Raw genomic sequence first — 14,367 nt, 5'->3', positions numbered from 1 at the left:
CGTTCTACCGGTTCCGTGAGCCGTAGGGAACGGGAACGCCTAAACGCACTAAACGCTCTGCCCGTTGCCGCCGCTTTCGGCGACCGCGGACCGCTTGATGCCCGCCGTGATCTCGTCCATGGCCTTCACGTCCGGCGCCTTGTCGTTCACGTCGATGCCGAAGCGGACGACGACCAGGGAGTTCGGGTCGGAGGGCGAGGGGAAGGCCAGCGACTCGACATAGCCGTCGTCGCCCTTGAGCGTGACGACCTTCCAGCGCACCAGGTAGCCCTGCCGGCCGGCCACGGTGACGGCCTCGGAGGCCAGTTCCTTGTGGGAGGTTATCTTCCCGTAGACCGAGCCGCCGTAGGACTGCTGCGCGTTCTTGGCGATGTCCTCCTTCGCCGCCGCCTGCGCGCCGGTCGCCTTGAGCTTCAGCGAATCCGCCGACGCCGAGAACGCGCTGCCGCGCACGCACTGATGCTTCTCGTCACCGGGGCACGCGGACAGGCCGGTCGTCACACCGGCGTTGCCCTGCTTCGTCGTACCGCCGTCCCAGCCGTCGAGAACGGGCAGCGACACGCCGTTGACGAGATCAGCCGCGAACTTGCCACCGGCGCCGGGCGGCTGGGGAACGCCGCTCTCGCCTCCCGAGCCGCCGGCGCCGCCCTGGCCGTCGCCCGGCCCCTTCGGAACTGACGGAGAAGCAGAGGGACTTGACGACCTGTCAGCCCGATCGGACTTGCCGCCCCCGGCCGTCAGCGCGTAGACACCGCCGGCGATGCCGCCGAGCACCAGCACGGCGACACCGGCGGCGATGGCTATGCGCAGGCCGCGTCTGGGTCTTGGTTCCGGATAGGCGGGATACCCCGGATGTCCCGGGTACCCCGGGTACCCGGTCTGCGGCTGAGGCTGCTGCGCCTGGCCGTAGGCGGGAATCGTCGCCGGGGCCGTCGGGGCGTACGGACCGGGAGCCGCCGTGTGCGGGTACGCGGGCGCGGCGGCGGCCCCGGCGGAACGCGTCTGATCCGTCCACACACTGCCGTCCCACCAGCGTTCCGTGCGGGGGCCTTCGGGCTTCTGGCCGGGATCGGGGTACCAGCCGGGGGGAGTTACCTGGGTCATGGGCGCCACAGTATGAGGCGTGCGTGAAAGGGGTATGAGAGGGGGCCGTTCCGCTTATCTACGAGCACCGTTCCGCTTCCGGAAGGGTGTCTTACCACTTATGGCGAAGACGTGTCCGGACCCTCACCCACAACCCCTTGCATCCGGCTACTCTCGACATCTGTACGTCGATCGAGCGACTTCGGGAGGGTGCGGGATGACGCAGAGTCGGCCTGAGGGAGCCGCCTCGGCACCGCTGTGGGAGCGGGACGCGGAGGTCGCGGTCGTCGCGCAGGCACTCGGTGAACTCTGCGGGGACGCGGCGTCGTCGGGCAGCCTCGTCGTGTTCGGCGGAGAGGCCGGCATCGGCAAGACCGCACTCCTCGACGAGGTGCGCCGCATCGCGCAGGGCAGGGCCACCGTCTGGTCCGCCCGCGGCGGCGAGACCGTCACCTCCGTCCCCTTCAACGTCGTACGCCAACTGCTCCAGCCCGCACTCCTGCACCTCTCGCAGGAGGAGGCCCGCGAGTACTTCGGCGACTGGTACGACATCGCGGGACCCGCCCTCGGCATAGCCGAACCGAGCGGGCGTCAGGCCGACCCGCAGGGCGTGCGCGACGGGCTCTGCGTGGCCGTCGCCCGGCTCGCCCGGCTGCACTGGCCGCTCGTCCTGCTCATCGACGACGCGCAATGGGCCGACGAGGAAACCCTGCACTGGCTCGCCGCGTTCGCGGAACGCCTCGACGACCTCCCGGTCCTCGTCGTGGTCGCGCACCGCGACGGCGAGGCGACCGCCGCCTCCACCGGCCACCTCGAAGCCGTCGGCGCCGCAGCCCGGCCCCGCACCACCCTGCACGCCCTCACCCCGGACGCCACCGCCGGCCTCACCCGCCTCACGCTCGGCGAACACGCCGACGCGCCCTTCTGCCGCGAGGTATGGGCCGTCACCGGCGGCAATCCGTACGAGACCGTCGAGCTGCTCGCCAAGGTCCAGGACAGCGCGTTCGAACCCGTGGAAGCCTCGGCCGGTGAGCTGCGCGCCCTGAACAAGGCGGCGCGCGGCCGCGGTCTCGTCGACCGCCTCGAAGGCCTCGGCACCGACGCGACCCGCTTCGCCTGGGCCGCCGCCATCCTCGGCACCCGCATCGCCCCCGACCTCGCGGCGCGCCTCGCGGGCATGACCCCCGACGAGGCCCACCGCTGCGCGGAGCGGCTGCGCGGCGCCCGCATCCTCACCGACACGACGTACGCGGGAGACGCCGAGGCACTGGAGTTCGTGCACCCGCTCATCGCCAGCGCCGTGTACCGCTCGATCCCGTCGGCCACCCGCACCGCGATGCACGGCCAGGCCGCCTGGGCCGTCACCGCCTCCGGCCACGGCGCCGCGGCGGCCTCCCGGCACCTGCTCCAGGTCCACCCCGACGACGACCCCGAACTCGTCGAGCAGCTGCGCGTGGCCGCCGGCGAACACCTCGCGGTCGGCGCGCCCGAGGCCGCCCGCCGCTGCCTGGAACGAGCCCTCGAGGAACCGCCGTTGCCCGAGGTCCGGCCCCATCTCCTCTACGAACTCGGCCGCGCCACGCTCCTCACCTCACCCGCGATCACCATCGGCTATCTCCGCCAGGCCCTCGACACCGAACCCGGTCTCGACGGCGACACGCGCGTGGACGCCGTGTGCCGCCTGTCCCAGGCCCTCGTCCACAACAACGAGCTCGAAGAAGCGCTCGGCGCGATCGACGCCGAGGCCGCCCGGCTCGACGCGGGTCCCGGCCTCCTCCGCCTCCAGGCCATGCGCTACATGTGGGAGGGCATCCACGCGGGCGAGGAGGACTCCCCGGGCCGCTCCCGCAGCCTCGCCGCCCTCGCGAACCCCCTCACCGGCCGCGACAACTCCGAGCGCGTCCTGCTCATCCTGCGCGCCTTCGACGCGATGACCCGGGGCGAGAGCGCGGAGGAGGTCGTCGAACTCTGCGACCGCGCCCTCGTCAACGAACGCCTCGCGCCCGGCCTCGGCTGGACCGACCCCGAGTGGGGCTTCGAACCCCTCACCATGCTCGGCACCGCCTACCTCTTCGCCGACCGGCTCGACCGCGCGGAGAGCCTGTTCAACGAGGCCGTACGCGCCTACGAGACCGCCGGCTGGAGCGGCGGCCACCAGGCGCTCGCGCAGGCCTTCGTCGGCTACGTCCACCGCAGGCGCGGCCGGCTCACCGACGCCGAGGCCGTCCTGCGCGAGAGCCTGCGCCTCGCCGACCGCGTCGGCCGTGGCCTGCCCATGCACTGGGACGCCGCGTGCATGTTGATCGACACGCTGCTCGTACGCGGGCGTATCGACGAGGCCATGGAGGTCGCGGAACGCTACAACTTCGCCCCGCCGTACCCGTCCACGATCGTCCTGCCCGACGCGCACTCCGTACGCGGCCGGCTGCTGATCGCGGCGGGCCGCACGGAGGAGGGCATCAACGAGCTGGAGGCGGCGGCCAAGGCGGCGACGGCCCGCGGCGGACACAACACGATCATGGCGTCCTGGGCCTGCGACCTGGCCCGCGCGCTCGCCACCGTCGACCCCAAGCGCGCCCGCGAACTCGCCGCCGACGCCCGGCTCCAGGCCGAACGCTTCGGCACGGACACGGCGATCGGCGAGGCCCTGCGCTGCGAGGCGGCACTGGAGACGGGCCAGCGCGCCCTGATGCTCCACGCCAAGTCGGTCACGTATCTCGAAGCGTCCCCGTGCGCGTACGAACACGCGGTGGCCCGCGTCGAGTACGGCATCGCGGCCCGCTCGGTCGCGGAACTCACCCGCGGCCTCACGCTGGCGAAGTCCTGCGGGGCGGACGCGCTTGCGGCGCGGGCACGTGAAGTGCTTGATACGGGGCGGGGGTTGAGGTGAATCCTCGGGGGCCGGGGGCTTACGGGGCTGGTGGCTTGAGGTGACGGAGGTTTATGGCGAGGTCTCTCGCCGTAAGCCCCCTGTACTCACTTCGGCGCCAGGACCACCCACACCTGGCCCGGCGCGAACTTCATCGGCTTGCCGCCGTCGGCCGTCGTGTAGCTCGTGCTGTCCGTCTCCGACGGCCGCTGCCACTTCACGTCGTAGGCCCGCCCGTCCCGCAGGACCGTCGCCTTGCCCGAACCCACCGTCTGCGAGAACGGTGTCGTGGCGCCGTGCTTGTCGCGCAACTTCGACTGGGTGATGTCGACGTACTGGACCACCACGGTCGACGCGTCGAGCGTCTTCCCGTCGGTGGTCCGCGCGCGCGTCCCGTCCATCGACACCTGCCAACTCCCGCTCTGCGCCGACCAGTCGAAGGTGAAGCGGGCCGCCGGGAAGCGCACCGTGAGGGAGTTCTCCGCCTGGCCGCCGGTGGGTGCCGCGCCGAACGTCACCCCGGCCGCCGCCACCGCGTTCGCGTTGGGAGTGACGCCGAGCTTGTCCGGCCGCAGGTACAGATTGTGCGGCGCGGGCTTGTCATTGCCCCGGAAGTACGCCGACGCCGGGGCCTTGCCGGGCGGGAACTCCGTGAGCGGGGCCGCCGCGATCACCGGCAGCAGATTGGACTGCGCGCCGGAGAAGGCGAACGCGGGACGGTCGAACTGCCGCAGCAGTCCGAGATCGGTCTCGCGCGCGCTGCGTACCGGCCCGACCACGGGCGGAAGCTGCTTCGCGTACACGGCCATCAGGCGGCTCAGACCGCCCTCCACCTGCTCCGCGTAGATGATGTCGGCCTTGTCGATGCCGGTCTGCGGGCGCGCGGCGCCCACGTTGTCGATCTTCACGGCGAGGACGGGGCCGCGGGCCGAGTCTCCGGGCGACGTCGTCGCGTCCTGGCCCGACGGGTGCCCGCCACCCGTCGAGCAGCCGGCGGCCGTCGCCGCCAGTACCGCCACGACGACCGCGGCCCGCCGTGCGCGCGTCCTCCGCGCCCGTCGTATGCCCACCCCGGGGTGATACCCGCCCGGCGACGGATCGACCAATTCCGATCGAACAAGTTTGCAAAAATCTACCCATATGCGGACGAAACCTCTCCGGATAAAACGCCTCCGGATAAAACGCAGCTACCCCAGGACGTCCGCCAGGTCGTACCGGACCGGCTCGTCCAGCTGCGCGTACGTGCAGCTCTCGGCGGTCCTGTCCGGGCGCCAGCGGCGGAACCGGGCCGTGTGGCGGAAGCGGGCGCCGTTCTCCATGTGCTCGTACGCGACCTCGGCGACGAGACGCGGGTCCAGCGGCACCCAGGACAGGTCCTTCTTGCCGGTCCAGCGGCTGGTCGCGCCGGGCAGCCGGGCCTTTTCGTGCGCCGCCTCGTCCGTCCAGGCCGCCCACGGGTGGTCCTCGGGTGACTCCAGGCGCAGCGGCTCCAGCTCCTCGATCAGCTCCGCGCGCCGCTTCATCGTGAACGCCGCGCACACCCCGACGTGCTGGAGCGTGCCCCGGTCGTCGTACAGGCCGAGCAGCAGGGAGCCGACCACCGGGCCGCTCTTGTGGAAGCGGTAGCCGGCCACGACGCAGTCGGCCGTGCGTTCGTGCTTGATCTTGAACATCAGGCGCTCGTTCTCGCGGTACCGCAGGTCGAGCGGCTTGGCGATCACGCCGTCGAGGCCCGCGCCCTCGTACTGCTCGAACCATGTCTGGGCCAGCTCGGGGTCGGTCGTCGCGGGCGCCAGGTGCACGGGCGGTGTCACGTCGGACAGGGCCTCGGCCAGGCGGGCGCGGCGGTCCACCATCGGGGTGTTCATCAGCGACTCGTCGCCGAGGGCCAGTACGTCGAACGCCACGAAGGAGGCAGGGGTCCGCTCCGCCAGCGTCCTGACCCGGGAGTCCGCCGGGTGGATACGTTCCGTGAGAGCGTCGAAGTCGAGCCGGCCCTCGCGGGCGATCACGATCTCGCCGTCGAGGACACAGCGCTCGGGGAGCCGTTCGAGCAGCGCGGTGACCAGCTCCGGAAAGTAGCGGGTCAGGGGCTTGCCCGTACGGCTGCCGATCTCCAGGTCGCCGCCGTCCCGGAACACGATCGCGCGGAAGCCGTCCCACTTGGCCTCGTAGCTCATCCCCGGCGGGATCTTCGCGACGGACTTGGCGAGCATCGGCTTCACGGGTGGCATCACCGGCAGATCCATGACCATGAGCCGATTCTGACCCGATACATCACTGATTGCCCGGTATGGCGGGCCGTGCTCGATGCGCTTAGCGTGGCCCGCATGGCCAAGGCGAACGGTGCGGCGGTGGAGCTGGAGGCGGGGGAGCGGACGGTACGGCTGTCCAGTCCCGACCGCGTGATGTTCCCGGAGCCCGGCTACACCAAGCTCGACGTGGCCCGGTACTTCCTCTCCGTGGGCGACGGCATCGTGCGCGCCCTGCGCGACCGGCCTACCACCCTCCAGCGCTACCCCGAAGGACTCGACGGCGAGTCCTTCTACCAGAAGCGCGCCGCCAAGAACCTCCCCGAGTGGATCCCCACCGGCACCATCACCTTCCCCAGCGGCCGGCACGCCGACGAGATGTGCCCCACCGAGATCGCCGCCGTCCTCTGGGCCGCCCAGTACGGCACCCTCACCTTCCACCCCTGGCCCGTACGGCGCGGCGCCCCCGACCACCCGGACGAACTCCGCATCGACCTCGACCCGCAGCCCGGCACCGACTACACGGACGCCGTCCGCGCCGCCCACGAGCTGAGCTCCGTCCTCAAGGACTTCGGCGGCCTGCGCGGCTGGCCCAAGACCTCCGGCGGCCGGGGAATGCACGTCTTCGTGCCGATCGCCCCGCACTGGACGTTCGTCGAGGTGCGCCGCGCCGCCATCGCCTGCGGGCGCGAGCTGGAACGCCGTATGCCGGACCGGGTCACCACGGCCTGGTGGAAGGAGGAGCGCGGGGAGCGCATCTTCGTCGACTTCAACCAGACCGCCCGCGACCGCACCATCGCCTCCGCCTACTCGGTGCGGCCCCGGCCGAACGCGCCCGTCTCGGCGCCCCTGCGCTGGGACGAGATCGACGACGCGCGCCCCGCCGACTTCACCGTCGGCACGATGCCCGCCCGCTACGCCCAACTCGGCGACGTGCACGAGGACATGGAGGAACACGCCTTCCGCCTCGACGCGCTCCTCGAACTCGCCGAGCGTGACGAACGCGACCGCGGCCTCGGCGACATGCCGTACCCGCCGGAGTACCCGAAGATGCCGGGCGAACCGAAGCGGGTGCAGCCTAGTCGGGCCAGGCACGAGGACTGACGCGAGATTGACGCGGCGGGTCACGGTCTGAGGGGCCTGCCCGCGCTCCCCGGGTGGGCCACCCTCCGAGGGGTCTGCGTTCAGTGCTCCCTGCGCTCCCCGGGCGGCAGTAGCAGGATCTCCAAGGCGCGGGCGCACGCTCTGGCCCGGTCCAGGAACCGGTCGGCGCGCTCGTCCGTGAGGAGTTCCGGAGTGGCGCGCACGGCGAGCGCGAAGCGCGCGTGCCCCGCCCGGTCCAGAACCGGCACGGCCAGCGTGCGCACGCCCTGCGCCGACTCACCGTCGTTCCACGCGTGCCCGTCGCGCCGGACGCGCTCCAACTCGGCCGCCAGCGCGGCAGGTTCGACGATCGTGCGGTCCGTGAAGGCGCGCAGCGGCGGCAGCGACGCGAGGTCGGCCTCGCCGGGCCGCGCCCACGCCAGCAGCACCTTGCCGAGCGCGGTGGAGTGCAGCGGTCTGCGCAGGCCGACCTTCGGCGTGACCGAGCCGCCGGCCACGATCACCGCGTGCGGGCCGCTGCGCAGCGCGAGGTCCGCGGTCGCGCCGGTGCGCTCCGCCAGGTCGGCCAGTTCCGGGGCGGCGAGGTGCAGCCCGCGCTGGTGGTAGGAGAGCCGCCCCAGTTCGGTCACGGCGGGGCCGAGCCGGTAGCGCGACGTGCGGACGTCCTGTTCGAGGAAGCCCGCGCCCAGGAGGGTGCGGGCCAGCCGGTGTGCCGTGGACACGGGCAGCGTGAGACGCCGCGCCAGGTCGGACGCGCTCAGGTCGGGCCCGTTGTCGTGGAAACAGTGCAGGACGTCGAGAGCGCGCTGCACGGCCTGCGCGCCGCCGGGCGGTCGGGGCGCGGTGGGGGCGGTCACGGTGGGGCTCCCTGTCGTGCGTACGGCATCGGGCTCGGCTCTGACTTCCCACATTACGGCAGCTTCGGCGGGCCTCAGCGGTGGTCATCGGCGGCCCAAATGGCCGTCTGAAACACTCCGTTCACGCTCGTTCCCACATCATGGGAAGGTGCTTGCCGGTGCCGCCCGGGACGTGTCACTGTGCACCCGTCACCACCACGCCACCAGCACGGATCATTCGATCGCAGAGGGGAGCAGCGCCATGACCGGACGACTCCGGCCCGCCGCCGCGCTCACCCCGTCCCTGGTCGCGTCCCTGTTCACGCTGCGCCGTCACATCGACCTGGCGCGCGTCTCCAGCGCCACCTGTCGCTGACCCCCTCCCGAAAACACCCCCGCACTCCCCGCGCCGCCGCGCCTCACGTACCCCCTGCGCCTCACGCACGCTCCGCGCCTCACGAGCCGGGCGTCCGCGCGGCCCCCGTACCCCCCGGCGCGCGCTCCACCCGCCCCTGCCTTCCGCCCACCCCGGGAACCCGCCATGACGTATGCCCAGATCCGGACGACGACCGCCGCCCAAGCGGTCCCGGACACCCTCTGGTTCACCCGCTGTCCCGTCCCCACCGCGACCGGCATCGCCGCCGACCAGCAGTGGCTCGCCGCCGAGTTCGCACCGGACGGCATCACCGTACGGTCGCTGCAGGACGCCGGCCGCGACGTCGACCGGCAGACGCACTACACCCACGCCCTGCCCGGCCTCTTCCGTGAGGGTGGCAACGTCCCCGCGCTGTGGGCCCGTTCGCGTGGTGAGGAGACCCGGCTCGTCGGGCTCACCTGGATCGAGGAGCGCCAGACGGTCCTGGTCGCGCCCGGCTCGGGCATCAGAGGGGCCGCGGCTCTGCGCGGCCTGCGCCTCGCGCTGCCACGCCACCGCATCGCCATCGACTTCTGGCGGGCGATGGCCCTGCGCGGCTTCGAGGGCGCCCTCGCGTCGGCCGGGCTCGGCCTCGACGACGCCACCCTCGTCGACGTGGACGCCGACGGCCGCGCCGGACAGTGGGCCGCGGAACTGGCCGCTCTCCGTCGCGGCGACGTCGACGCCGTCTACGTCAAGGGAGCGCTCTCCGTCGAGGCGGCCCGCCGCGTCGGGGCCGAAGTGGCCCTGGAACTGGACGAGTTGCCCGACCGTACGCACCGCGTGAACAACGGAACCCCTCGCCCCGTCACCGTCCACCGCCGTCTCCTCGACGATCACCCCGACCTCGTCGACCGCTTCCTCGCCGTGCTCCTGCGCGCCGCCGACTGGGCCGCGGACCGGCCGGACGACGTGGCCCGCATCCTCGGCGCCGAGACCGGAGCAGGCGCCGAGGGGGTCGCCGGCGCCTACCGTCCCGGCACCCACCGCGCCCTGCACCCCGATCTCTCCGAGGACCGCCTCGGCCTGCTGGCCCAGCAGTCCACGGCCCTGCACGCCCACGGCTTCCTGCCCGAGCCCGTCGACGTACGGGACTGGGCGGACCCCGAGCCACTGCGCCGCGCCCGCCTCCTTCAGCCTGCCCCCGCCACTGCCGAGCCTGTCCCCGCCACTGCCGAGCCTGCCCCCGCCCCCGCCACTGCCCGGCCCGCCCCAGCCCGGCCCGCTTCCTAAAGGACCCCGTCATGCGCATCCAGAAGACCCTGTCGGCGCTCGCCGCACTCGCCGCGCTCACGGCCGTCACCGGCTGCGGCACCTCCGAGGCGGACCCCGGCCCCAAGGCAGCCGGCATCACCGTCCGCATCCCCGACCCCGGGAACTCCGGCGTGCTCGCCCTCGGCAAGAAGGACGGCTCCCTGGACAGGGCGCTCGCCAAGGTGCACGCCAAGGTCGAATGGACCGGCAGCGCGGGCCCGTTCGCCCCCGCCGCCCAGGCCATGAACGCCGGGCAGCTCGACATCGCGACCGGCTCGATCACCTCGGGCATCACGTCGCTCGCCCAGACCCCCGGCTTCGCGTTCTTCAGCGCGACCGCCCCCGACCCCGTCGGCGAGGGCATCCTCGCCAGGAAGGGCTCCGGGATCGACCGGATCGAGGATCTCGTCGGCAAGAAGGTCGCCGTCAACCAGGGCGGCACCGGCGAGTATCTGCTCCTCAAGGCCCTCGCCGACCACCACATCCCGGCGGACAAGGTCGAGCGCGTCTACCTCCGCCCCGACCAGACCGCCGCCGTCTTCAACACCGGCAAGGTCGACGCCTGGGCGGTCTGGTCGACGTACGCGGTGGCCGAACTCGGCGGCGGCAAGGCGAAGTTCATCGCCGACGGCAAGCAGATCGGCTCGGACAACTACAGCCTGAACGCCGTCCGCACCGACTTCGCCAAGCAGCACCCCGAGGTCGTCAAGGCCCTCTATGCCTACCTCCACGAAGGCAGCGTCAAGGAGAAGAAGGACCCGGGCGCCTATCTGAACGTCATCACCGACGCGGGCCCGCAGGCCGTCACCGGCGAGGCCAAGCGCATTCAGACCGCCTTCACCGCGCAGGGCGGCACCGTCGAGCCAATCACCCGCGCCGACATCAAGCGCTTCGACGACGTCGCCCGGTTCTACGCCGACCAGAAGGTGACCAAGGCGAAGGTCGACGTCGCGCCGCACGTCATCGACGTGGAGAAACTGTCATGACGCTCACCGACCGGCCGGCCACAGATGCGGCGCCGCACGGCCTCGTCACCCCGCGCCCGCCGTCCACCCGCCCGAGCTCCCGGGCCCGCTCCGTCACCGTCCGCGCCCTCGGCCCCGTCGCCCTCCTCGCCCTGTGGTGGGCGGCGTCGGCCACGGGCCTGCTCACCCCCGACGTCCTCGCCTCGCCACCTCAAGTACTCGATGCGATAGGTGAGGTGTGGGGCAACGGTCAGCTGCCGGACGCCCTCGCGACCTCACTCACGCGCTCCGGCCTGGGCCTCGCCCTCGGGCTCGTCACCGGCCTCACCCTCGGCATCACCACCGGCTTCACCCGCCTCGGCGACGAACTCCTCGACTCCTCCCTGCAGACCCTGCGCACCATCCCGTTCCTGTCCCTGGTACCGCTGTTCATGGTCTGGTTCGGCATCAACGAGACGGCGAAGATCCTCCTCGTCGCCGTCGCCACCACCTTCCCCATGTACGTCTCCACCTCCAGCGGCGTCCGCAACACCGACCGCAAACTCGTCGAGGCCATGCGCAGCTTCGGCATGAGCCGCCTCGGCATCGTCCGCGAGGTCGTCCTGCCCGGCGCGCTGCCCTCACTGCTCGCGGGCCTGCGCCTGTCCATGACCCTCAGCGTCATCGCGCTCATCGCCGCCGAGGAGATCAACGCCACCGCCGGCATCGGCTACCTCATGACCCAGGCCCAGAGCTACGCCCGCACCGACATCCTGGCGGTTTGCATCCTCGTCTACGGGTTGCTCGGCCTGCTCGCCGACGCCGTCGTACGCCTCCTCGAACGCGGCCTCATGCCGTGGCGCCGCGCCGGACAAGGGGGCGCCCGATGAGCACAGCGGTCAGCATCACGGGCCTGCGCCGTGTCTTCGGGGAGCGGGCCGTCCTCGACGGGCTCGATCTCACCATCAGGCGCGGCGAGTTCGTCGCCCTCCTCGGCGCGAGCGGCAGTGGCAAGACGACACTCCTGCGCATCCTCGGCGCCCTCGACCGGGCCGACGGGGGACAGGTCCTCGTCCCCGAGGCACGCACTGTCGTCTTCCAGGAGCCGCGCCTCGTCCCGTCCAAGAAGGTCCTCGCCAACGTGACCGTCGCGCTGCCGCGCGGGCAGGCGGCACGTGGGCTCAAGGCCCTGTCCGAGGTCGGCCTCGAACGGCACGCCGACGCCTGGCCCGGCACGCTCTCCGGCGGCGAGGCCCAGCGCGTCGCGCTCGCCCGCGCCCTCGTCCGCGAGCCCGAACTCCTGCTCCTGGACGAGCCGTTCGCCGCCCTCGACGCCCTGACCCGGCTCAGGATGCAGGACCTGGTCGGCGAGCTGTGCCGCGCGCACCGCCCCGCCGTACTCCTCGTCACCCACGACGTCGACGAGGCCGTCCGCCTCGCGGACCGCGTCTGCGTCCTGCGCGACGGGCGCCTCGTCACCGACGAACCCGTCGCCGTCGACCACCCCCGCGACCCCGGGGAACCCGCCTTCGCCGCCCTCCGCCGGCGCCTCCTCGCCGACCTCGGCGTGCACGACCGCACCCACCGCACCCACGCAGAAACCGGAGTGATCTGAATGACCATCACCATCGGCGTCCACGCCAGCAATCCGTCGCTCTACTACCTCTCCCGCCTCGACTACGCACAGCAGGAGCTCGCCGCCGTCGGAGAGACCGCCGTCTTCCACTCCTACGTCAACGGCATCCGCACCGGCGAACTCCTCACCGAGGGAGTCATCGACTTCGGCGGCACCGGCTCGACTCCGCCCGTCACCGCCCAGGCCGCGGGCCACGACATCGTCTACACAGCTGTCTCCGCACCCCGCCCCGACCACGGCGCGCTCCTCGTCCCCGAGGACAGCCCGGTCCGCACCGTCGCCGACCTCAAGGGCGGCACCGTCCACTTGGCCATCGGCTCCTGGCAGACCCACCTCGTCGCCAAGGCCCTGGACGACGCCGGCCTCTCGTACGCCACCGACATCACCGCCGTCCGCGGCGGCGAGGACAGCGAGAAGCTGCTGCGCTCCGGGGAGATCACCGCCTGGGTCGCCCAGGGCGCCCAGCTCGTCGCCGCCGTGCGCGCCGGTGGAGTCCGTGCCGTCGTACGCACCGGCGAGATCATCTCCGACCGGTCCGTCTTCTTCACCCGCCGTGACCTGGCCGAACAGCGCCCCGACGTGATCGACGCCCTGACCCGCGCTCTCCAGCGCGCCGACGACTGGGCGAAGGCGCACCCGCGCGAGGCTGCCGAGATCGCCGCCACGCACCAGGGTGGCACGGCCGACGACTGGGAGACGGCGCTGCGCGCGCTGCCCTGGCGGATCGAGGCCGTCAGCGACGCCTTCCTCGCCGAGCAGCAGCAGGGCGCGGACGTCTTCCACCGCACCGGATTCATCGAGCGCCCCGTCACCGTCGCGGACGCCGTGGCCCGGAAGGCGGCCTGATCGCCGTGCCCGCCCCCGAAGTCCTCTGGTACATCATCCCGCGCGAGGGCGCCTACCCCTGGGAGCCGGCCGGCCGCAGACAGGTCGACCTCGGCTACCTGACCCACCTGGCCACGACCGTCGAACGGCTCGGCTTCACGGGTGCGCTCCTCGCCACCGACCTCTACGATGTCTGGCCGCTCGGCAGCGCGCTCGCGGCCTCGACGAGCACCGCGTTCAAGCCGCTCCTCGCCGTCCACCCCGGCCTGATCTCGCCCACCCTCCTCGCCAAGATGGCGCTCAGCTTCGACACGCTTTTCGGCGGCCGTCTGCGCTTCAACGTCGTCAACGGCTCCACCAAGTCCCTCCAGGAGTACGGCCTCCACGTCGGGCACGACGAGCGCTACGAACTCAGTGCCGAGTACTGGTCGATCGTGAAGCGCCTCACCGCCGGCGAGATCTTCGACCACAAGGGACGCTTCTACGACCTGAAGGACGCGGGCGCCTCCCTGCGCGACCTGAAGCCGGTCCAGGACCCGCACGTCCCGCTCTGGTTCGGCGGCTCGTCCGCACCCGGCATCGAGATGGCGGCCGAGCACGTGGACGTGTATCTGACCTGGGGCGAACCCCCGCACCTGCTCAAGGAGAAGCTGGACCGCGTCCGCGAACGCGCCGCCGCCCACGGCCGCACCCTGCGCATCGGCCTGCGCCTCCACCTCATCGTCCGTGACACCGAGGACGAGGCGTGGGCGGCGGCCGACCGACTCCTCGACGTCACCTCCGAGGCCACCTACCGGCGGCAGCTCGGCGACCGCGCGGGCGAGGACGGGGTGGGCTGGGAGAGGCAGTTCCGCCAGCACGGCGGACGGGTCCCGGCCCGCGCGCGCGAGCTGGAGACCCACCCGAACCTCTGGCCCGGCATGAGCCTGTTCCGGCCGGGCCCCGGCACGGCGGTCGTCGGCTCGACGGCCCAGGTCGTCGAACGTCTGCAGGAGTACCAGGAGTTGGGCGTCGACACGTTCATCCTCTCCGGCAACCCGCTCCTGGAGGAGGCGTACCGCGTGGCGGAGACGGTCCTCCCGGCGCTGGGGGTGGTGAGGGGGTAGGGCGTCACGGGTGTACACCGGAGGGGAGGGTAGGGATCATGGC

At 72.3% G+C, this 14,367-nt stretch carries 13 protein-coding genes; 9 read left to right on the top strand and 4 right to left on the bottom strand.

The window, feature by feature from the left end; genetic code table 11:
- Positions 1 to 48: 48 nt before the first annotated feature.
- Positions 49 to 1,104 carry a DUF2510 domain-containing protein gene (locus ABZ893_RS03400; RefSeq protein ID WP_361395913.1) on the bottom strand — a complete coding sequence of 352 codons (1,056 nt, stop codon included), beginning with the start codon at positions 1,102 to 1,104 and terminating at the stop codon, positions 49 to 51.
- Positions 1,105 to 1,300: 196 nt separating this feature from the next.
- On the opposite strand from ABZ893_RS03400, the gene ABZ893_RS03395 reads away from it, so the two are divergent.
- A complete protein-coding gene (locus ABZ893_RS03395; protein ID WP_361395910.1) occupies positions 1,301 to 3,973 on the top strand; it encodes an AAA family ATPase in 2,673 nt (890 codons plus the stop codon).
- A gap of 86 nt (positions 3,974 to 4,059) precedes the next feature.
- Here the strand turns inward: ABZ893_RS03395 and ABZ893_RS03390 are convergent, their stop codons facing one another.
- On the bottom strand, positions 4,060 to 5,022 hold the full coding sequence (locus ABZ893_RS03390; protein WP_361395907.1) for a DUF3048 domain-containing protein: 963 nt from the start codon (positions 5,020 to 5,022) through the stop codon (positions 4,060 to 4,062).
- A gap of 117 nt (positions 5,023 to 5,139) precedes the next feature.
- Positions 5,140 to 6,201: an ATP-dependent DNA ligase gene (locus ABZ893_RS03385; protein WP_361396120.1), complete on the bottom strand. Its 1,062-nt coding sequence runs from the start codon at positions 6,199 to 6,201 to the stop codon at positions 5,140 to 5,142.
- 81 nt (positions 6,202 to 6,282) lie between these two features.
- Here ABZ893_RS03385 and ligD point away from each other — a divergent pair, with 81 nt between their 5' ends.
- The gene (gene ligD / locus ABZ893_RS03380) at positions 6,283 to 7,308 is read left to right on the top strand and encodes a non-homologous end-joining DNA ligase (RefSeq protein WP_361395904.1); all 1,026 of its coding nucleotides are present in this window, start codon (positions 6,283 to 6,285) and stop codon (positions 7,306 to 7,308) included.
- An 80-nt stretch (positions 7,309 to 7,388) separates the two neighbouring features.
- On the opposite strand, the gene ABZ893_RS03375 is transcribed toward ligD, so the two are convergent.
- On the bottom strand, positions 7,389 to 8,165 hold the full coding sequence (locus ABZ893_RS03375; RefSeq protein ID WP_361395901.1) for an IclR family transcriptional regulator: 777 nt from the start codon (positions 8,163 to 8,165) through the stop codon (positions 7,389 to 7,391).
- Positions 8,166 to 8,406: 241 nt separating this feature from the next.
- Between ABZ893_RS03375 and ABZ893_RS03370 the strand changes: the two genes are divergently transcribed.
- The 7 genes from ABZ893_RS03370 to ABZ893_RS03340 all read left to right on the top strand — a co-directional run bounded on the left by ABZ893_RS03370 (position 8,407) and on the right by ABZ893_RS03340 (position 14,324).
- Positions 8,407 to 8,520, top strand: a complete 114-nt coding sequence (locus tag ABZ893_RS03370) for a putative leader peptide (RefSeq protein WP_361395898.1) — start codon at positions 8,407 to 8,409, stop codon at positions 8,518 to 8,520.
- Positions 8,521 to 8,685: 165 nt separating this feature from the next.
- Positions 8,686 to 9,792 (top strand): ABC transporter substrate-binding protein, encoded by a 1,107-nt coding sequence (locus tag ABZ893_RS03365; protein ID WP_361395896.1) that lies wholly within the window; start codon positions 8,686 to 8,688, stop codon positions 9,790 to 9,792.
- Between the two features lie 11 nt (positions 9,793 to 9,803).
- Positions 9,804 to 10,799, top strand: coding sequence for an NrtA/SsuA/CpmA family ABC transporter substrate-binding protein (locus ABZ893_RS03360; RefSeq protein ID WP_361395894.1), 996 nt, complete (start codon positions 9,804 to 9,806; stop codon positions 10,797 to 10,799).
- Positions 10,796 to 11,647, top strand: coding sequence for an ABC transporter permease (locus ABZ893_RS03355; RefSeq protein WP_361395892.1), 852 nt, complete (start codon positions 10,796 to 10,798; stop codon positions 11,645 to 11,647). Before ABZ893_RS03360 ends, ABZ893_RS03355 begins: the two co-directional genes overlap by 4 nt.
- Positions 11,644 to 12,372: an ABC transporter ATP-binding protein gene (locus ABZ893_RS03350; RefSeq protein WP_361395888.1), complete on the top strand. Its 729-nt coding sequence runs from the start codon at positions 11,644 to 11,646 to the stop codon at positions 12,370 to 12,372. Before ABZ893_RS03355 ends, ABZ893_RS03350 begins: the two co-directional genes overlap by 4 nt.
- Positions 12,373 to 13,239, top strand: a complete 867-nt coding sequence (locus ABZ893_RS03345) for an ABC transporter substrate-binding protein (protein WP_361395885.1) — start codon at positions 12,373 to 12,375, stop codon at positions 13,237 to 13,239. It begins immediately after the preceding gene.
- Positions 13,239 to 14,324 carry an LLM class flavin-dependent oxidoreductase gene (locus ABZ893_RS03340; protein WP_361396117.1) on the top strand — a complete coding sequence of 362 codons (1,086 nt, stop codon included), beginning with the start codon at positions 13,239 to 13,241 and terminating at the stop codon, positions 14,322 to 14,324. Before ABZ893_RS03345 ends, ABZ893_RS03340 begins: the two co-directional genes overlap by 1 nt.
- The last annotated feature ends 43 nt before the right edge of the window (positions 14,325 to 14,367 follow it).

Origin of the sequence: Streptomyces sp. NPDC046821, assembly GCF_040645335.1 — a bacterium.
GTDB lineage: Bacteria > Actinomycetota > Actinomycetes > Streptomycetales > Streptomycetaceae > Streptomyces.
This window is presented reverse-complemented; position numbering and strand designations above follow the sequence as displayed.

Excerpts from the sequence above, each read along its gene's own strand:
- ABZ893_RS03370 (WP_361395898.1), top strand. The coding sequence starts at position 8,407 with ATGACCGGACGACTCCGGCCCGCCGCCGCGCTCACCCCGTCCCTGGTC.
- ABZ893_RS03355 (WP_361395892.1), top strand. The coding sequence starts at position 10,796 with ATGACGCTCACCGACCGGCCGGCCACAGATGCGGCGCCGCACGGCCTC.
- ABZ893_RS03385 (WP_361396120.1), bottom strand. The coding sequence starts at position 6,201 with ATGGATCTGCCGGTGATGCCACCCGTGAAGCCGATGCTCGCCAAGTCC.
- ABZ893_RS03400 (WP_361395913.1), bottom strand. The coding sequence starts at position 1,104 with ATGACCCAGGTAACTCCCCCCGGCTGGTACCCCGATCCCGGCCAGAAG.
- ABZ893_RS03360 (WP_361395894.1), top strand. The coding sequence starts at position 9,804 with ATGCGCATCCAGAAGACCCTGTCGGCGCTCGCCGCACTCGCCGCGCTC.
- ligD (WP_361395904.1), top strand. The coding sequence starts at position 6,283 with ATGGCCAAGGCGAACGGTGCGGCGGTGGAGCTGGAGGCGGGGGAGCGG.
- ABZ893_RS03350 (WP_361395888.1), top strand. The coding sequence starts at position 11,644 with ATGAGCACAGCGGTCAGCATCACGGGCCTGCGCCGTGTCTTCGGGGAG.
- ABZ893_RS03365 (WP_361395896.1), top strand. The coding sequence starts at position 8,686 with ATGACGTATGCCCAGATCCGGACGACGACCGCCGCCCAAGCGGTCCCG.
- ABZ893_RS03345 (WP_361395885.1), top strand. The coding sequence starts at position 12,373 with ATGACCATCACCATCGGCGTCCACGCCAGCAATCCGTCGCTCTACTAC.
- ABZ893_RS03395 (WP_361395910.1), top strand. The coding sequence starts at position 1,301 with ATGACGCAGAGTCGGCCTGAGGGAGCCGCCTCGGCACCGCTGTGGGAG.